This window comes from Isobaculum melis, assembly GCF_900111355.1.
Lineage (GTDB): Bacteria > Bacillota > Bacilli > Lactobacillales > Carnobacteriaceae > Isobaculum > Isobaculum melis.
On the sequence record NZ_FOHA01000001.1, the window covers coordinates 91,635 to 110,769 of the forward strand.

Annotated in this window: 15 protein-coding genes; 9 read left to right on the forward strand and 6 right to left on the reverse strand. The window is 34.1% G+C overall.

The window, feature by feature from the left end; translation table 11 throughout:
* The first annotated feature begins 18 nt into the window (after nucleotides 1-18).
* The 3 genes from BMW29_RS00500 (at nucleotide 19) to BMW29_RS00510 (ending at nucleotide 1,619) form a co-directional block, all read left to right on the forward strand.
* A complete protein-coding gene (locus BMW29_RS00500) occupies nucleotides 19-522 on the forward strand; it encodes a hypothetical protein (protein ID WP_092649262.1) in 504 nt (167 codons plus the stop codon).
* Between the two features lie 99 nt (nucleotides 523-621).
* Complete coding sequence (locus BMW29_RS00505) at nucleotides 622-1,113, forward strand: DUF3592 domain-containing protein (RefSeq protein WP_092649263.1); 492 nt, start codon at nucleotides 622-624, stop codon at nucleotides 1,111-1,113.
* Nucleotides 1,114-1,346: 233 nt separating this feature from the next.
* Complete coding sequence (locus BMW29_RS00510) at nucleotides 1,347-1,619, forward strand: hypothetical protein (protein ID WP_143047317.1); 273 nt, start codon at nucleotides 1,347-1,349, stop codon at nucleotides 1,617-1,619.
* A gap of 125 nt (nucleotides 1,620-1,744) precedes the next feature.
* Here the strand turns inward: BMW29_RS00510 and BMW29_RS00515 are convergent, their stop codons facing one another.
* The gene (locus tag BMW29_RS00515; RefSeq protein ID WP_218139620.1) at nucleotides 1,745-1,993 is read right to left on the reverse strand and encodes a helix-turn-helix domain-containing protein; all 249 of its coding nucleotides are present in this window, start codon (nucleotides 1,991-1,993) and stop codon (nucleotides 1,745-1,747) included.
* Between the two features lie 50 nt (nucleotides 1,994-2,043).
* Nucleotides 2,044-2,295: a septation regulator SpoVG gene (gene spoVG, locus BMW29_RS00520; protein ID WP_092649265.1), complete on the reverse strand. Its 252-nt coding sequence runs from the start codon at nucleotides 2,293-2,295 to the stop codon at nucleotides 2,044-2,046.
* Between the two features lie 422 nt (nucleotides 2,296-2,717).
* On the opposite strand from spoVG, the gene BMW29_RS00525 reads away from it, so the two are divergent.
* Nucleotides 2,718-3,581 (forward strand): helix-turn-helix domain-containing protein, encoded by an 864-nt coding sequence (locus tag BMW29_RS00525; RefSeq protein ID WP_092649266.1) that lies wholly within the window; start codon nucleotides 2,718-2,720, stop codon nucleotides 3,579-3,581.
* Nucleotides 3,582-3,871: 290 nt separating this feature from the next.
* Here the strand turns inward: BMW29_RS00525 and BMW29_RS00530 are convergent, their stop codons facing one another.
* From BMW29_RS00530 to BMW29_RS00540, 3 genes are read right to left on the reverse strand one after another with little or no spacing between them, the layout of a single operon-like run.
* Nucleotides 3,872-4,618 (reverse strand): ChbG/HpnK family deacetylase, encoded by a 747-nt coding sequence (locus BMW29_RS00530; RefSeq protein ID WP_092649267.1) that lies wholly within the window; start codon nucleotides 4,616-4,618, stop codon nucleotides 3,872-3,874.
* Entirely contained in the window at nucleotides 4,619-6,037 is a 1,419-nt protein-coding gene (locus tag BMW29_RS00535) for a PTS transporter subunit EIIC (protein ID WP_092649677.1), read from the reverse strand.
* Nucleotides 6,038-6,045: 8 nt separating this feature from the next.
* Nucleotides 6,046-6,873 (reverse strand): PRD domain-containing protein, encoded by an 828-nt coding sequence (locus BMW29_RS00540; RefSeq protein ID WP_092649268.1) that lies wholly within the window; start codon nucleotides 6,871-6,873, stop codon nucleotides 6,046-6,048.
* A gap of 364 nt (nucleotides 6,874-7,237) precedes the next feature.
* Here BMW29_RS00540 and BMW29_RS00545 point away from each other — a divergent pair, with 364 nt between their 5' ends.
* Nucleotides 7,238-7,786 carry a sigma-70 family RNA polymerase sigma factor gene (locus BMW29_RS00545; RefSeq protein ID WP_092649269.1) on the forward strand — a complete coding sequence of 183 codons (549 nt, stop codon included), beginning with the start codon at nucleotides 7,238-7,240 and terminating at the stop codon, nucleotides 7,784-7,786.
* Nucleotides 7,776-8,492 (forward strand): hypothetical protein, encoded by a 717-nt coding sequence (locus BMW29_RS00550; RefSeq protein WP_092649270.1) that lies wholly within the window; start codon nucleotides 7,776-7,778, stop codon nucleotides 8,490-8,492. Before BMW29_RS00545 ends, BMW29_RS00550 begins: the two co-directional genes overlap by 11 nt.
* A gap of 323 nt (nucleotides 8,493-8,815) precedes the next feature.
* Here BMW29_RS00550 and BMW29_RS00555 read toward each other — a convergent pair whose 3' ends face one another.
* Entirely contained in the window at nucleotides 8,816-9,331 is a 516-nt protein-coding gene (locus BMW29_RS00555) for a DUF4865 family protein (protein ID WP_092649271.1), read from the reverse strand.
* Between the two features lie 121 nt (nucleotides 9,332-9,452).
* Here BMW29_RS00555 and BMW29_RS00560 point away from each other — a divergent pair, with 121 nt between their 5' ends.
* The 3 genes from BMW29_RS00560 (at nucleotide 9,453) to BMW29_RS00570 (ending at nucleotide 19,134) form a co-directional block, all read left to right on the forward strand.
* The gene (locus tag BMW29_RS00560; RefSeq protein WP_092649272.1) at nucleotides 9,453-10,256 is read left to right on the forward strand and encodes a LysR family transcriptional regulator; all 804 of its coding nucleotides are present in this window, start codon (nucleotides 9,453-9,455) and stop codon (nucleotides 10,254-10,256) included.
* A gap of 635 nt (nucleotides 10,257-10,891) precedes the next feature.
* Nucleotides 10,892-16,825, forward strand: coding sequence for a hypothetical protein (locus BMW29_RS00565; protein WP_092649273.1), 5,934 nt, complete (start codon nucleotides 10,892-10,894; stop codon nucleotides 16,823-16,825).
* Entirely contained in the window at nucleotides 16,822-19,134 is a 2,313-nt protein-coding gene (locus BMW29_RS00570; protein WP_092649274.1) for a hypothetical protein, read from the forward strand. The genes BMW29_RS00565 and BMW29_RS00570 overlap by 4 nt, the downstream gene beginning before the upstream one ends.
* The last annotated feature ends 1 nt before the right edge of the window (nucleotide 19,135 follow it).

Below are 19,135 nucleotides of genomic sequence, written 5' to 3' on the forward strand. Positions count from 1 at the left end.
AGAACGGAGGCAATTAGTATGAAAAAGCACAAAGAAAAATTTGTGTCAGTAGTAAGTAGGGCTAATTCCCACAGTGGTGTATCCCAATGTCGTGAAGAACTAGAGCAATTAAACAAGTTGGGAGATAAATTTCCTGAGCTTCCATTTGGTTTTTTGATATGCTTGGACACTGTTTCCAATCAATATGGGAATAAAAATCAGTCAAGAATTGATAGGAGAATGGAAACGGATAAATCAGGTTATTCCTATAGAAATCATACAGCTTTATTAATAACAATCGTTTTACATGACGAAGATTTTCCTGAGCCAACATTGCTGGAGCATTACTCGTACCATTCAAAAGTACCAATTCCTAAAGCCAACATTGCATTTGCAAGAAAGTCACTTGGACAAGAATTAATGACATTTTTTCCAATGGCATTCAAAAAACAAGTGAAAAATTATCCTGCTATTAAAGAAATAGCAGATGATTTCATTAAAGCATTTGAGGATGGACTCAGAGAAATAAAGTGGATTGATTAAATTTAGTTTTTCTTAAAAGAAATAATCAATCTTTTAGTATCTGTTTAGCAATGAAAAAATAGACCTGTTAAGAAACAAGAAAAGTTAGGAGCGATTCAATTGATTAAATGGATTCCCATTATCATCATGATGATACTTGCACTTATATTTGGCGGAATAGGAATTTTCTTTTTTAGAAAAAACAGAAGAAGCCAGCTTTGTACACAGCATATTTTAGGAACGGTTGTTAAATATTCAACAAGCGATACACGTGCACCAATTGTAGAATACATAGTGGAGGGGAAAAAATATCGTAAAGCACTAAAGTATACAGTAGTGATTACGACCTCTAATCCTTTTAATTCAGTTAAAACAACATCGGAAGATTTGTTGGCACCAAAACTACGTATTCGAAATAACTCAGCGATATCTTTTAATACTTTGATGCAAGATACATTTCCGTTAGGTAGCCAAATGAATGTTTATTATCGTCCTGATAAACCCAAAGAAGCTTTTGTGGAAAGATATGTTAAAGATTATTTAGGTACAATATTCTTAATTGGAGCTGGAATTATTATTTTTACAGCAATCCTTTTAAGTGTGATTCTTTAAGGAGTGAAATCAATGGAATTTGGAGAGCGTTTAACGATTACAGAATTCAAACAATTTTTAATTGAAAAAGAGATTGAATTTAACCCCTATTCACAAGCAGAAGTGAACCAAAAAAAGCAGAAATAGGCGGGCTGCCTAAATTATTAGAGGATTACTACTTACATATTGGCTGGATTGAGGAAATTGAAGCATTGGGAAGTGGAAATTTTATCATAAAATTAGAGGAGCTTCCAGTGATTAAAGCTACTGATTTGAAAAAAGTAGAGGAAGGTATTGGCCTAAATGAAGTAGATGATTATTTATTCTTTGCAATGGAAGCGATAGGAATAGATAGCTTCGCAATTAAAGTGAAAGATTTTGAACAGGAAAATCCAACTTTGTATGGTGAAGGGGAATCATTCTATGAAGAGGCACATGCACATAACTTAGTGTATTGGACTCATGATACTTGGGCGGAAACGCTACAAGATTTATTTGGAATGATTGCTTATGGTTTAGACTGGTAAAGGGAAAGAAAAGTCAAAAATTGCCAAAGCTAAGAAGAAAGTAAGAATGAGTAGAAATAGATAAAAAGCTGACTCACTTTGTTAATAGCGAAGTGGGTCAGTTTTTTTACGATGAAAATTTGTGATTACTCCTTACTTTTTTTATACAGCGCAGATAATTCACAATTTAATATTTGTGCCAGAATAGGCAATTGATTTGCTTTAAAGCTATAGTCTCCATTTTCATACTTATAATAAGAACATGGATTTTTATAGCCTAAATAATAAGCAATTTCTTTATGGGTATAATTAAGCGCTAATCTTTTTTCTCTAATTAAATCTAAATCTAATTCATATTTTTGAATATCTAACCAGTTCATATTTTTTGATGTCATCCTGCTCACTCCTTGTTGTCGTTGGTTTTGTGAATATTGTCAGTTTACAATTATTTCTTTTGATATTCATTTAAAACAGCTTGTTCAATTCTTTGTCGCATGTCAGAATTTAATGGATGGGCAATATCACCAAATGAGCCATCTGGGTATTTTCTACTTGGCATCACAACAAGCATTCGATCTTCATTTTCAATAACTCTAATATCATGAATGATAAATGAATCATCAAAGATAACTGCTGCAAGAGCCTTCATTTTATTTCCTGTATCCATTCTTCTTAATTGTATCTCTGTTATTTCCATATGCTAATCCTCCTAATTAAGATTAAAAAAACAAACAAAAAAAGAGATGACCAATTATTATTAGTCATCTCTCCAAAACTACACTTATACCAATAGGTACACCAAATAATAGACAAGTAATTGTCTAAATTTAAAGTATAGCTTTGGAGCATGCCTAACAAAAATTTCTGACTTTTTGATAGGGTTGACTCTCAGCAAGGTTATCAAGCTTGTTGAAAGGGCTCCTTTTTTCTTTGTTTTTTGTTCTAGGTAAAATCAGCCTCTTGATACCCAACCGGCACCAAATGGTGAAATGACCCAATTAAAAATATTGTAAAACATTGCTATCACCTCCTATTGTAGATTATAATACAGATAAAAGTATCTAGAGCACTATTAGGATTATACGAAACAATCATCAAAGAATTTGCAGGAGGACACTTATGAAAAAAATTGGTCAAACATTAAGATTGTTGAGACAATCCAAAGGATTGTCTCAACGTGAAGTTGCAGAAGGAGTTATGGATTTTTCTTATTATAATCGAGTAGAAAATGATAAAGTGAATATTAGTTTTTCAAAATTATTATTGTTACTTGAAAACTTTGATATTAGTATAGAAGAGTTTATGTTTTTAAATGAAAATAATAATAAAAAAGATTTGCGAACATTGATTGCAGATGCATATTATTTAGGTAATATACAAACTTTATTAAAGTTAGAGAAACTTTGTATAAAACAATTTGAAGAAAGTGATAAAATATTGTTTAGACATTCATTTATTTTATGTAGGCTTCTATTCGCTCGCAGAAATAATGAAAAATTAGAACAGAGATATATTGATGAAATAGTTGATTATCTGAATTCTCTATCTTACTATACTAGAAATGATGTTAGAATGCTTTCAGATTTTTATGATATTTTACCAACTGAAATGGTTTTTTTTCTTTTTGAACAGATGTGTATCGGTAAAAAAAAGCATTCAATAGCCGACTTATCTGGATTTGATATGCTAGTATTTCATTTTAATGTGATAGATTTAGCTATTAAACATGAGAAATATAGTTTAGCGAAAAAAATACTAGAAGAAACTAAAAAAGAATTCTTTAATCCATTAAATTTATTAGCAGTAACTATTTGTAACTACTACGATGGCTTATTTTTAATTTTGTTTGGGAATGATGCTGAACAAGGAACTAAGTTGGCGGAGGAAACGATAGTAGTATTAGAAAGTTGCAAACTTAAATATCAAGCTCAAAGGCACAAAGAATTTTTAGAAGAAATCAAAGCAAAAGTACAACCTATCTAATCTTTTTTCTTCTTTTTCAGAACACGAAAATAGTGTATAATCATATAGGTGTTGCGATTTTAATCGTAGCAAGAAGAGCAAGTCTCATTCCTTGTTCTGACAAGGGATGACGATTCGCCCAATATATGACCATCAATCTATATTGGGTGCTCTTTATGAATGATAAAATAGTAATTAAATCTTCGAAATGATGAGGGGCACTTGATACGTGTTTCTTTTTTTCAAAAAAATAAGTCTAACTTTGATGCAATAATCAAAGTTAGACTTATTTTAATCGGTTCAATTAACGTTTATAAATCATCATAAGTCAGTTGTTGTGTCTTGCTTTGACGCAACAATTCTTTTGCTTCTGGACTAATCGCCATTGCCACTTCTTTGGTTCTAGGAATGGTTAAGCTAGAGGTTTTTAAAATAAAATCATCTAGGTAGCCTGGATGTAAAATCATCATATCCACTCCATCCTGATGAGGATGCTTCACTAGTTTTTTTAAGCTCTCAAGAGGATCATATGCTGGAAACATGCTATCCATTAATACATAGACTTTGGTTTTATTGACCTGCATAGACCCACCCTCAAAGGAAAAGCCTGAAAATTTCAGTTGATATTTTTCGGCAATCATTTGGAGTCCTTTCACGACATTAGGGCTTTCAACGGCATGGCCTTCAAAATATTGTGGCTGTTGTCCAGTTAGTTCTACAAATTTATGGTATTGGGCTTCAATTTCAAGCAATACTTCCTCTAACACAACAAAGTCTTCTTTCGCTTGACGATATTCTTTTGAAGGTTTAAAGGAACCATCCGCTGTTGTAATACTAGGAATCAATTTAGGATCTGTTAAGGGCTTACCTACACAAATATTAGTATGACACCCATAACAGACGGTTTCATTTTTTAATAAAGCCAGTCCATGCTCGCTAGCAGGCATATTGACCATGACGCCTACATTGTTGACAATCCCGTCGATTACTGATTTGGCAATGCCATAATTCACTGCTTCGGAATAGCCTAAATCATCTGCTCTGATTAAAATACTCATTTATTCCACCTGACCTTTCGTTTCTACACCTACAAAGTAAGTGATAACTGCTGCGACAACAATCGAGATGATACCACTAATAATACCATTGATTAAGTTGGTTGTAGAGCCACCTGCATAAGCGCTTAAGGCTAAAAAGTTTGCAACTGGAACCAAGGCATAAGCTGTTACACCTGTTAGTGAAGCATAAACTGCGCCAGCAAAGCCACCTGCCATTAATCCCCAAAATGGACGTTTGTATTTTACTGCTACCCCATAAAGACCTGGTTCAGTAACACCACCAATAATTCCGGCAATGACATAGCTCCATGCTAAATTCTTTTCCTCTTTATTCTTAATGCGTAAAGCCGCTCCGATACACATACCGGTTACTGCCATACTGGCTGCTACAGCACCTAATGTAACAAAATTATCAGAACCATTTGAGGCAAATAGCATGAACATGGTGGTAATCATTAATAAATGCATCCCAGTCATGACTAAAAATTGCCATAGAGCGCCTATTAAACCAATTGCGATTAAATGGGCAAAGCCACCTAAGTTACCAAATGCTAGAATCCCTTCAGAAATATATTGACCAATAAAATTCCCAGCAGGTCCAAGAATGACCAAAGTCAATGGAATCATAATGGCAATTGTAAAAGTAGGTGCAAAAATAGTTTTTAATGAATTCGGTAAATAGGTTTTAAAGAATTTCTCTACATAAGACATGACCCAAACAGCTAAGATAATTGGAATGACTGTACTTGAATAGACCTGGGCTTGTGCAGGAATACCATAAACTGTGAAAGGGAGTCCATCCGTTGCAATTTGTACAAGAGTCGGGTGGATCATAATCCCACCTAATAGCATTGCCACAACAGTTGTTGTTTTAAATTTGACTGATGCAGTATAGGCGATAAAAATAGGGAAGAAATAAAAACCAGCATCACCCACAAAAGTCAGTAAAGTATATAAATCTGATTTTTCGGTTAAGATATTTAACATGCCCGGTCCAAATACGGCAACCACCATTTTGAACATAGAAGCGGCAACTAAAAGTGGAATTAACGGGGTTAAACAGCCAGCTAAAGCATCCAGAATATTATTTCCTACGCGCTTAAAGGTCAGCTTTTCTTTTGGTTTATCAAGATTTTCACTAATTGGACTACTATTGCTAAACCCGCCAAGGGTACAAATACTGGCATAAACTTGATCGACCGTTTGCCCAATGATGATTTGTAATTGTCCACCAGAATGTGCGACGCCTAAAACACCAGGAATGGCTTTTAACTGCTCATCATTTGGTAAGCTACTATCCTTAACATTGAAGCGTAGTCTTGTCATACAGTGGGTAACATAAGCGACATTATCTTTGCCACCAACCCCTGCTAAAATTTGTTTTGCTAATTCACCTAATTTTTTATCTTTGTCCATAATTATTCTCCTCATTGAGTATTTTTGACAATACGATTGATATGAATCATGAGATAGAGTAGCTCATCTTCTGTGCTCTCTATTCCTAAAGTTTGATAAATGAGGGTAGCAATTGCCGTCGCACAGTCATAAATGGAAGGAAGTGTTTCTTTCATTGTCCGAAATAGGGTATCATTGCTATCTATAAATTGCTCTTCCTGTTGCATTCTTTTGATGTAATAACGTAAGTGCATCACAAAACGATTGTAATGAAATGCTTCTTTATTTAATGTAAGTTGAAATGTCTGTTCAATGATTTCCGAGCTTCGTACAATGAGCTCTTCCACATTCGGCTCATCCTCATTTATCGCTATTTCTTCCTGTGCATTGACAAAGTGCATGGCGATTGTTGTGATTTCAGATTCAGGTAATGTAATCAGCAAACGCTTTTGAATCAGCTGCACCGTATATCTGCCCAAATTCGTTTCACGAGGATAGAGCTGCTGAATATCATAGGAAAAAATTAATTTGAGATCTTTGAATTTTTTCATCCTAGTAATGGCAAAATGTAAATGATCGGCTAAACTAAATACCATATTAGGATTTAAAGTTTTATTCAGCTCAAACTGAGCCGTTTTCACAATTTCTGCACTAATTTCTAAAATATCTTGAGGGATTTCCATCAGTAGCTGATGATAATGTGCATTTAATTGATAAAAGGTCATTGAAATCTTACTTAAATCCGTTAACTCATAGGGCATTTTAGGGAAACCAATGCCGTTTCCAAAAGCAACCAATTCATGTCCATTTGCATCTAGACAAACAGCAACGTTATTGTTTATTTTTTTGATTATTTTCATTATAAACATCATGATTAACGTGTAATCATATCCTCCTTCCTTTTTTAATAAATAAAAAAACTCTATTTGGGCATACTAAACCAAAGAATAATCACCTCATTCTTATGGTAATGCCTCCAAACAGAGTTACAATCCATGTTTTATTTTATTGGCTAAAGTATAACATAAATAATAAGCGCTTTCAACAGTGTTGATGAAGAGAGCTTATCACTGATTGATCCTTCTTCTATTAAAATGATGAGCTTCATCATCACCTATTTCATCAAACAAATTAAGATGTTAAGCTATTATTTGAGAAAAATATAAATAATTGAAACTTTTCCATAAGATAAAGGCACTAATAGGGTAAAGGGGAGGTGAAGCAATGGTACAAATGAATGAACAAACGCTTCAAATGGCAAGAAAAGCACAGAGAGGAAATGTGAAAGCGATAGAATGGTTATTAAAAAAAGAATATGAATACATTTATTATACAGCATATCGTTGTGTTCATTCCGAACAGGATGCGCTAGATGTGGTTCAAGAAGCAACCGTTCGTGCTTTGCGTAGTGTCACTACTTTAAAAAAACCACATTATTTCTATACTTGGTATACACGGATTCTGCTTCGTGTTGCAGGAAAGCTATTAGATGAAAAAAATAAAATGAAGCAAGTTGAATTTAAAGAGCATGCAAACCAAATATTGGCCATAGATGATCATCTAAAAAAAGAAAATCAGATTGATCTTGAAGCTGCACTTGAAAGAATTGAAGAGAAATATCGTGAGGTTTTACAACTATTTTATTATCAAAATTTAACCATCCAAGAAATTAGTCGTCTATTAAATATTCCAGAAGGAACAGTAAAAACCAATCTATCTAGAGGGAAACAAAAATTGCGAGTTGAATTAGGAGGAGATTACTATGAAAGATAGCGAAATCAAAAAAGATAATCAAGAACTGCTAGATATCAGAGTCCCTAAAGAGTCAGTCTTTTTAGCGATTGAAAAAGGTCTCGCTGAGGGGGCAAATAAGTCACATAAAAAAGGTTGGCTCATTTTTGGATTCATTGCCATCACATTATTTATTTCTACTAGTATTGTATTTTTTACAAATCCTGCTTTAGCCGATACAATTGCCAATATTTTTGGCGGTGCAAAATTAGAAAAAGTTGATCCAGCTCAAGAGCCAGAAGTCGCACCTAAAGAAATTGAAGAAGAAGAAAAAGTACAACAAAAATATGGGATTGAACCTCTTAAAATTGATCATGGTAATCAAGTTACACAGGAAATGCTGATGAAATATTGGTGGGCAGTAGTGGATGAAAGTCCCAATATCTATGATAATCAAACCATTCCTGTTTTTAAATATACAGAGACAGAGGTAATCCTGTCACAAATCGATAAAGTGACAGGAGCAGAAGTTCCTATTGAATATGCTGCTGGTCAAAGTGAGACAACAATGGCATATACATTGGTTGGAGATGTGATTGAAGAAAAAATTTATTTATCCTCTCAAGTATTACAGAACTATTTTCAAGCTAGCTGGGTAGAGGATGTCCTTGTTTTGTTTCCTAATGATGAATATGATCACAAAGATGAAAGGAAACGTATGCTTCAACCTGTAAAATTAGTGGAATAGTGAAGAAAGCAATGGCAGACAGAAAAATCGTTAAAGTTCGATTACTAAATAGGTATTTTTCTATATCTGTTCATACTTCATTTTGAATCAAAGAAATTGGAGTAAAAGGTGAACAATTATTAAGCTATTCAAGAGCAGCTAAAATAGATAAAGTTACAAGGTTGATAATAATATTTCATCTAATTAGACTTTATTAAACAAAATATCTTGCCTATATTTCATTAAAGTGGGATTTTCTTGCTTTAATGATTTTGACGGATGAAATGGCATACGCTGATTCATCCGTCATCTCCTTATGTTGCAATGTAATTGTTCAGATGATCTTACATAGATAAATGAACTAACTCATAAATACTTCCTTTACCCTCCATAGTTTCAGGGATAGCTTGATAAAAATAAAAAGCAACATATCTCCATTTATCAGGGTTATAAACAAGGACTCTTCCCAAGCAGTGCGGATCTGAATAAGGAAAATCAAGTTGATTCATATCAAATACTTGAGGCATTTCTTGTTCAATTACTAGCACGTATTTTGCCTTTGTGAAGGTATTTGATAACTCAACTTTGTAAGGGATAGCAATGTTAATCTGCTGCCAACCAAAAGAATGTAAAATATTGTCATAAAAACCATTAAAAATAAATTGGTTCATTCCTTCATTGCTTTTCCAAAGATATAGTGGTGCATACTCTTTTCTTTGTGGATAATCCATCAGCAGATAAGCTTTAAATAATAAATCTGGAAAGCCGTCTGTTTTTGCACCATTATGCTGTATTCTTTTTCTAATAATCTTCATATCATAATCGTTTGGTAAAGTAATGTTATATTGCATGCCAATCATTATTATTCCTCCATTCCTATTATGCTCATGATTATACAAGTGATAGGAAGTTCTGTATAATGATTGTTAATACTACCTGGTATTCCTAAATGGAATACTTATGATGGAGGAGCTGTTGTAATTGAATTTTAACGATATCCATATCTTTATTGAAATAGCTAATTGCGGTTCTGTTTCTAAGGCTGCAGAAAAAATGAACTATGTGCAATCACATTTAAGTAAGAGGTTGGAAAAAATTGAAGCTGAGCTTGGTTCAAAACTTTTTATTCGGACAAATCGAGGGATGGATTTACTTCCAGCAGGCAGGCTTTTTCTCAAGCATTGTCATAAAATCATGCAGGTGATGGCAGAGATTGAGACTGATTTTCAGAAGACTGTTAAAACCCTTCAAATTGGTGCTACACAATCGATTACTAAAAACTATTTGTATGATTTTTATGCATATTCAAATGATGCGATTTTTACAAGACCGATTCCTGAACTGTTATTATTATTTAAACAAAAACAGTTAGATATGCTACTCTTAAATCGAAAAATAGCTGATTCAGACTGTGAATGTGAAATCCTTTTTTGGGAAAAAATAAGTTGGATGGCATCAAATAAAAATACTGATGCTTTATTCGATAGGCCTATTGTGGTAAGTCGAGATCCACAATGTCCTTATCGGAAGATAAGTCTGGAATATATAGAAAAGCATCATGATATCAGACTAATAGAAGTAGATCCCCTAGATGCGGTTATCTCACTGGTAGAACAAGATATAGCACATGCTATATTACCAGTTAAAATGATTGAATCTGGTTTAGCAATCGCAAAGCTTAAAAGTAGTGATCTACCTAAAGTACCAATCTATCAGTATATGAGAAGGGAAGATATTCAAAAGCTATCTGCTTTTAATCGGTTATTTTTGTCGGAAATTGTTTAGTTTTTCAATGATTCTTAATGATGATATAAAAAGCAGCTCTATTCAGTAACAAGAATAGAAATGCTTTTTTTTGGTCTACTTAGCTGAAAATAGGTCTTCTTTTCCCAAAAATCTACTCATAGAAACGATAGTATTCGTATAAAGTTATATTGCAGTAAAAAGTGTCGTATGTATAAGGGTTTTTTAAGAATGATAATGGTTAGAAGTGAGGAATGATGGACATCTGCTAAACAAAGAGGAAAGTTGGTTGCTTTTGTATGGGAATCGAATGATCCTTGTGGGATGGCAAACATATTTGATATAAAAAATAGTTTAATTATTTAAATATAACAACACGGAGAAAGTTGTTGACTGAGATTGCTAATGAATATAAAATTCTGTTGTTGTATATCGTTTGGTTATACTATTAAAGAAAAGGAGAAGAGTAGGCTCTTTAAAAATGCTAAAGCTCCATACCTATCTATTTTTAAGTACGTTTCACGTATCAGTTTTTTACTAAAATTGATGTGGGGGATCTTTGAGGGAGACTCTTTTTTTAATTCTTTAAAATTGTATGTACCATGTAGTCTATGAACATGATGCTAAATACACCATAGAATCATTTAGTAAATTAAAAGGAAGAGTGAAGTCAATTTATGAAAAAAATAGTCGTAGCAGTTGCAGGAATTATTACCCTGGCTGTCATAACCATTGGTCTATCGTTTATCTTTCATACCAATGATGCCTATAAGATTAAAAGTGCAGGTTATACATATGATGCTGATGGAAAAGTTGTTGAATTTACTAAAGAGGCAACCTACAATAGCGCTTGGTTAAGTAAACAAAAGGTTATTATGGACCAGTCTAAAAAGAAACCCATTGATTTAGCGCGCGTATTATTCTTAGAAAATGAAGTACTTCGTTTTTTAGGGAAGAGTGTTGTCGTTAAAAGTGAGTCAGAACTGATTGAGCTGCCCAAATATGTGAATTTAAAAGAGGAGAATGAAACGCAGAAGGTGACGGATGAAAGAGATGAAGTCATCGCACAATTACCTAAAGGAACGGTTGTGAAATTAGCTGAGGGTCGATACATTATATTTGATGATGCACAATTAAAAAATAATGATGGGTTGACTAAACAATTGGCTCCTCAAACCATTGTATCAATTGATAGCAATAAAAAAATTCGTTTAATGTCTGAACAAGAGTCAGAGGAACTAGCAGGCGACGATTTATACATAACAATGGATAACAATCCATATCAGTTTTATTTACAAGAAGAATTATTTGTGAGTACCGATGAAAGCAAACAAAATATCGATGTGCGCTCCATTAAGATTGATATGGATGACCAAGCGGAAGGGCGAGCTTTAAAAGAAGAAGCTGCCAAAAAAGAAGCGGAGTCAACCAATCATTCTGAGCAGGATAAGCAACAAGAAAAAGATTCATCTCATTCAGCAAAACAAGCTGAGGAAAATGAGGCTTCATCAAATAATGAGTCAAATGCTGGCACACAAAATGGTGGAACTGGATCAGGAAATGGCATATCTTCAAATGCTCCAAAAGATGAAACTGACGAAGCAGATTCAAGAAATCCAGCTAATCAAGAGGATATGGATCAAGTAAATGATATCATTGCCAAAATTAATGAAGTGGATCATCAGAATCAATTTCGTATTCCAATTGTTGATGTCACTTTAGCGGTAAAAGGAAAAGTCGCTACAGGTGATGTGAAAATCATTGATGCTTCTACACGTCTAAAAAAACTAGAGGTTGTCTTAATTAATCGTACAACAAATACAACAATTGAAACAAAAGTTTTAAATGCTACTGCAGAGCAAGATACGTTTAAATTTGATCAATTAGAATATGGCAACACTTATCAAGTAGTGATTCAGGGAAGCTATCTTTCAGCAAAAGATCAAGAACAGGAAACCACCTTTTACCGTCAAACCTTTAAAGCAACTCCTGTCCAATTTGATAAAAAGGTGATTGAAACAGGTGCAGACTATTTGGTTCTTGAAATTGTGCCAGTTGAATTATTTGGTACAATTGAAAAATTTGAACTCACTTATCAAAAAAATCATTCTGAGGAAACTGAAAAGGGAACAAAAGCGGTTGATGTTGCGGCCTTAATGCAAGGAAATCCTGTTCAGGTAAGAATTGATGGACTAGCATCTAATACCGAATACTTAATTGAAATGAATGATTTAATCGTAGATGGTAAAAATGTCACTGATAGCAAATGGTATCTATTGGCTACAACAGCTAAAAAAATTCCAACTATTCAGGGGCTAGAGCTGGCTTATAAGGATGGAATTGGAGAATTTAGTGTGACTCCGATTGATTTACTAGATCAAGATGACACGATTACATCTGTTACCTATAAAGCTTATTTACAATCGGATTATGAGCTAAATGGAGAAGCCGCACAGGTTTGGGCTTCAACTGTTGTTGGCTCAAATCAAAAAAATACAGTTGTCAAAGTATCACGAACTGCAGATATGCAAGAAGGAGCCTATCTTTTTGTGGCTTATCTTACAGGAAATCAAGGCGAAGGTGATTTTATGATCCAATCGCCACCATCAAATGCAGTCACCATTGGGATGAAAACTAAGCCAGAAGTAAGCTTTGAATTAAATCAAGCAGATCAAGATGCCTTGCATTTAAACTACGAAATTTATGATGAATCAGGTGTGTTACGTTATGATGAATTTACACATCCTGAAATGAGAATTTATCAATCTGATGCAGCTGGAACGGTCCATGAGGATCAGCAACCAATAGATATTATTCATTTGTATCGACAAGCAGAGCTTCCTGAAAAGTTAAGCTTTACAGAGCTAGAGGAAGAAACGTGGTATGTTGTACAACTATATGCTTCCTATGATTTAGATAATGGAACAGGGGTCCAAAAAAATGTCAGAATTACGGATCGAAATTATCAGGCCTTTAAAACAGACAAAGTCAAAACAGTAGAAGCGAATTTTGTACAAAATATAGAAGAGACAGATTTAGAGAGTGTTACCTTTAATTTAAATTTCACCACAAAAGAAAATGCTGCAAAAATTAAATCAGCAACCATGCAGATTTTAAATGAGAAAGGACATATGATTCAAACAATTTCTCTAGAGGATGATTTAATAAGTTTGATTGAAGCAACTGGAAAAGACTATCAAATCCAACAGCTTGCTATTAATCAAGCCTATACAATTCAGATTGTTGACGCTGTGGATAGCGGTGGAAATGAGGTGCCTATAACTGGTGAGTTAAATTTTAAAACGAAGAGAAGAGCACCAGAAGCGGATGCTGTCCTTTTAAATTATGTTAGCACAAATAGCGTTGCTGATTTAGAAGGGTTAGCAGGAGATCGTGTAACCAATACACCAATGACAGATATAGATGACGCAATTAAGAGCATTCGCTATGATATTTTCAAGAAAAATGCTGAGGATTATTCTATTATGGTACAAGAAGTCACAGAAACAAGTGCTTTTCCAAAATGGGTAAAATTTAATCTGCTTAGTCCTGATTTAGGTAGAGGATATACTTATCAAATAAAAGCATTAGTAACCTGGGATGATAATTATAATGAGCATACCATCCAGCTTGAATCAGACTATCAAGATATTAAAAAGCAAGGACCAGAAATTCAATATCAATTTATCAGCAGAGATGAAACACAGTTACGCCTCAAAGTAATGGTTTCTGACCCTGAAAATACAGCTGTTGCAGGAACGCTAAAGTTAACGACGACTGATTTTGAAGTCAATCTAGTAAATGGAACAAATGATATTTCTATTCCAACGACAAATGCTACTGATTTGCTGATTGAAGCAAAAGGAGATTATCGCTTAATTGAAAATGAAGTCCCTATATCTGAGACATTCATGCAGAAAAAAGTAAAAGGACTCCTTCAACAAAATCCTGGTATGACAGGTGCAATTGACTTAGATCTAGTGAGACGACAAATTTCAGTAGCAACCACTGGAGGAGCGAATCAAGCTGAGCTGGTAGCTATTCAACATACTTTACTGGATACAGCAACTCAAACAGCTATTTCAGAATGGCATACAAATGGGGCAACACTCTTTGGTAATACAGGTATACCCATTCCAGTTGACGGAAAGATTTGGTTTAACCATCAGTACAATTTAGCTTTAAATGTGACAATGAAACATTTAGAAAATAAAATAGACTATGAACATTTTAATGGACAATATTATTTAAACACTGAGACTGGTTATGTTATTAGTGGGGCAACAGGAAAAATAGGCATTTCAGCCCAGCAAAATCAAGCGGTTGTTTTTGAACTAACCAATGGTAGCGTCAGCAGTAATGGCGATATTACTGGAATAAAATTGAAAAATGCACTGACAGGGAAATATTTTGCAATGAGAAGTGGCCTATTGGTTGATAATGGCAATCAGCCAACAATTGTCGATTTAAAACGTCAATTGAATGGAAGTTATCTTGTGAAAATAGGAACAGGATATGCCGACTTTACCACAGCTACTGTGACAACATCAGAAAGTCTAGCGACACAAATTGATATCTATTCTATCGCAAGTACGGAGCAGTTGGGCTTCCTTCAGTCATCTGTTGACATTCCAGAATTAAAAGCACCAGTTATCAAAATTGACAAGATAGAAGTTTTTGATGCGAGAGTCGCAATTGATTTGGTAGGAAAAGATGACGATGAAACGCTGATTAAAGTAGTAAATCAAAAACAATTATTTGCAAATGTTTACAAAGCATCAGATTCAGAGCCAAGAACACCGATTGTTTCAATGCCTATTTCCAATATTTCTGAGAAAAAATTAAATCTTGTTGATCTAGCACCAGATGTGGATTATATTCTAAAAATTGAAGGACAACATGATGTTCTTGATGGAACGGGTGTGGTAGCAGCTGTTTATGATGAAGCAACCTTTCAAACAGAAAAATCGTTGCCAGTTATCCATAGTGCTGTCTACAAATGGGATGTTAAGGCTCGCTTGGTAAATGGAACAGTTGACTTTTTGGATGTTAGTCAAGTACTTTCTGATATGACTTATGTATTTTATGAAAAAGATGAAGATACAAGTAAAATTGATTTTAAAAATCCAAACTTAGTAGAAGCAGAAGCGATTCTTGCAGCAAAACCAAAAGTAACAAGCTATCAATATTTGAATCCATCTCCTTTAAACCCAAGTGATAAAACACCAAAATTTAATATGTATGGCCCAGATGGCAAGCAACTCTATGTTGCTTTACCAGCAGGGAAAGAATATATTATTGCAGCTTATATGAATGCGAATATCAAAGGTACACAGAAAGTTTTCTTAGGAAATGTTGCAACAGTCAAAATGGTCTCTCCAAGAAATCCCAATATAAAATTAAAATTTAAAGAAAAAGATAAAAAATGGGTTGAATATGAATTTAGTTATAATGATCTTGATGGCTATCTTGTTGGTGGAGATAATAAACAATTTACGTATAAAATCATTGAAACTGCTACAAATAAAGTAGCCTATCAAGGAAATTTTGTTGGCGGTAGAACAGCTTCATGGACCTATAAAGATTTACAAGAAGTACTGAAGCCAGGGACAGGTTATAAATTTGTTGTTGAGTATCAATTTGATGATTTAAATGGTGTCGGTGTAAGAACTGGAAGTATTGAAGATAATTTTACAACAGATGATCAATACTTAGATTATGCCAGACTAATTCTGGATTCAGCAAATCAAGAAGTGGTAATGTCCTTGAGAGATTTAACTGAAAATAATGCAAAGATTAAAGGGATTCAAGTCGTGCTTTATGAAGTGATTAATCGAGGAACAAAAGATGAAAAATATGAGGCAATTGGTACACCTCAAACGATTTCAGTACCAAGCAGTTATCCAGCTAATTTAACAAATATTAAATTTAATGTAGCGGGCTATAAAAATAAATATGTTATTGGCAAAATGTTTATTACCTATGATACGAAAAGTGAAAAAGGTAGAGTAGATGAATTGGTTTCGAATGAACAATACTTAATAACCAAATCTAGCAGGAGTGCAACTGTCTTATTTTCAACAGTTGAACCAACCATCGATACATTAAATGTGGTAATAGATGGTGCTAACTTGGACCAAAACGCCACTTATCATATGGCATTAACAGATGATCAAGACCAGATAATGGATCAAAAAGAGGTCACAGGAAAAGAATTAAATCAAGAAATGACTCTTTCAATGAATCCTGTTCCAAGCTATACACTAACGATTTCAGATGAATTGGATCAAGTTGTGGGGCAATACACAGGGAATAATGAAATGAACCTTGTGAAAGCACATATTCAAGAGAAACGTGTGCAGCTATCATCATTTTCTTCAGAAGCAAATGATGAAGAGCTACTTGTCAAAGTATCACCTAAAAAATTAACCTTATGGCAAAATGTTCAAACTTGGTTTGGTAAAGAATTCTCAGAAGAGTATAGCATAACAAAAGGGCAATTAAGAGCAGGCTTTGAAATCACGAAACAACACGAAGATGATGTACTAGAAATTCATGAAAAGAAATCAGGCAAGCCAGTTGGCATAATTGAGATGGAGATGAGTCAATGAAACCAACCTTAAAAATAGGTATTACCTTAGGTGCAACCTTAGTTATTCTGCTAGGGGTTGTCTTCTGGGGAAGTTCAAGAAAAACAAGATATGACCTAGTTGACTTAGATAAATCAGGTATTGCTTTAGATAGTCAACAAGATACTTTCCAGTTCGGTAAAGAGAATATTCTTTATCGAAGCTGGAATCATGACCAAATTATCGGAGAAAAATCTAGTGATGGGGGCTCAATTTTATCCTCAAGTAGTATCTTATTTTTTGAAGATCAATCCGTCATGTTTACACAAGAGGTACCAATTATTGATAAAGAAGGATTAAGCGAACAAACTATTCCACGAAAAGAATATGCACTTTCAACAAATGAATATCATGCAGATGATTCTACTATTAAAGAGGGTAGTGTGGTTAAATTAGCGAATCGTGAGTATTATTTTAATGGCAATGCAACCTTATATGTTGGTGATGAGAAGATTAAAGAGGTTTCTCGTCCACTCCTTTTGATTGATAAAACAGGAAGCGTTGTTGTGTATGAAAATGAGAAAAAAAGTCGCTATTTAGGACATATGGTATTAAAGGTAAATGAAAATACAACCTTAGATGTGAGTAGTGAAGAATATAAAGTGGCAGAGCGCACCATTGATCTAGCCAGCTTTGGTGGAACAGATAATGAAAAAATTGTGGTTGCCAAAACTGAGGATGAAAAAGAAGAATCCTCAGTAAAAGAAGAAGAACCAAAAGAAAAAGAATCAGCGCCAGCTCAGTCAGAAAAAGAGCGTGAAGCAGCAGCTCCTGAAGAGCGCAGAAAATATCAGACAGACTCACCGAAATGGGAAGAGAATGGACAAGCAGGTCAAGGAAATCAAGACCAGCAAACAGGTTCAAAAAACAAACCTTCACCAGAGGAATCCACTACTTTAGACAAAGTAGTGGACTATGAAGCAGCTTTAAAGAAACTAGAAGCGCTAAACAAAAAACTGACACGTCAAATTCCAATTTTAAGAATGGGGTATATCATCCCAGAAGTTACAAGTACAAAAGTTAAATTTTCTTTTGTGGATCCAGACAACACCTTAGTTGGTGTCACACAAATCGAATTAATTGAAAAAGATTCTGATAAAGTTGTGCAAACCCTAGATGTTTCAAACTTAACAAATGAAGTTCTCTTAGATGGTTTAGAGCCTAAAAAGGATTATTATGTGACCTTCCGTTATCAATATGATTTAGGAGATGAGGAAGGGATTCAGGAAGTAGCGATTCAAAGCCCTGATTTTACAACGCAAAGTGTAGCAGCACTTTATAAGCTACGAACAGTTACCAGTACCTCAATGGATATAATGGTCAGCTTAGATGCTAAAGTTGATGGGATTAAAGGAGTAAATGTAATGGTAACAGAGGTGGATGGAACAGATTCTTATACCATTAAAGCCAATCCTAATCTCTTAAATCAATCAGGAGAAAATTTATCAATCAAAGGTTTAAAGCCTGAAACATTATATACCTTCCAAGTGGAGTTAGATTTGGTATCAGGTCGAAAATTGGTATTAAATCAATCTCCAAGATATGAGACCTTAATGGATACAACCTTAAATGCTGTGACGGCCAGCTTGACTGAGCAGCAACTATTAGCCGTTTCCTATCATTGGGATTCGTATAGTTATGCTTTACAAGAAGTGGATGTACAGTTACAAGATACAGCGACCAATGAAATGATTCCACATCAGCTTGTGTCACAAAATGAAGAAACCTTATTTATTATGCCTGAAACGAAGAAAAAAGTGACAGATGTTAAGGTGAAGCTGGTAATGAATACAACACATAAAGAAAAAAGTGAAGCCAAGACATTTACTTATGATGTACCGGGAACATTGAATTATGACAAACAGGCAGAGTTAACCTTTAAAAAGTTGCCATTTGAAGAACAACATTCAGTGGAAGATACCAAAACATCAGAAGAGCTTGTGGAAACTGGGCTGACAGCAAAAAATGACTATGAATTACTTTTTTCAATGGTACCAGTAGCGGGCAATGATGAGTATAAAATTGTTGCTGAACGTCGTTTAAAAGAACAGGAAAATAAACTTGCTGATTATGGGATAGATTCTTTGGCAATGCTAGAAGAAAAAGGCTGGCGTTCCTTTGAGGAAAATAATTTTTCCATAACGAATTCAGAAAATATCACTGCAGCATTTCGTTTAACGAGCTTAACTTATGATGCTTTTGAGTTTAGAATCGCAGTTTACAATCATGAAGGCAGCTTACTGTTCCATGTTTATCCAGAAAAAAGGATGTTTCAGTCAACAATTGAATAAA

Excerpts from the sequence above, each read along its gene's own strand:
- BMW29_RS00500 (WP_092649262.1), top strand. The coding sequence starts at position 19 with ATGAAAAAGCACAAAGAAAAATTTGTGTCAGTAGTAAGTAGGGCTAAT.
- BMW29_RS00515 (WP_218139620.1), bottom strand. The coding sequence starts at position 1,993 with ATGACATCAAAAAATATGAACTGGTTAGATATTCAAAAATATGAATTA.
- spoVG (WP_092649265.1), bottom strand. The coding sequence starts at position 2,295 with ATGGAAATAACAGAGATACAATTAAGAAGAATGGATACAGGAAATAAA.
- BMW29_RS00525 (WP_092649266.1), top strand. The coding sequence starts at position 2,718 with ATGAAAAAAATTGGTCAAACATTAAGATTGTTGAGACAATCCAAAGGA.
- BMW29_RS00530 (WP_092649267.1), bottom strand. The coding sequence starts at position 4,618 with ATGAGTATTTTAATCAGAGCAGATGATTTAGGCTATTCCGAAGCAGTG.
- BMW29_RS00540 (WP_092649268.1), bottom strand. The coding sequence starts at position 6,873 with ATGAAAATAATCAAAAAAATAAACAATAACGTTGCTGTTTGTCTAGAT.
- BMW29_RS00545 (WP_092649269.1), top strand. The coding sequence starts at position 7,238 with ATGGTACAAATGAATGAACAAACGCTTCAAATGGCAAGAAAAGCACAG.
- BMW29_RS00550 (WP_092649270.1), top strand. The coding sequence starts at position 7,776 with ATGAAAGATAGCGAAATCAAAAAAGATAATCAAGAACTGCTAGATATC.
- BMW29_RS00555 (WP_092649271.1), bottom strand. The coding sequence starts at position 9,331 with ATGATTGGCATGCAATATAACATTACTTTACCAAACGATTATGATATG.
- BMW29_RS00565 (WP_092649273.1), top strand. The coding sequence starts at position 10,892 with ATGAAAAAAATAGTCGTAGCAGTTGCAGGAATTATTACCCTGGCTGTC.
- BMW29_RS00570 (WP_092649274.1), top strand. The coding sequence starts at position 16,822 with ATGAAACCAACCTTAAAAATAGGTATTACCTTAGGTGCAACCTTAGTT.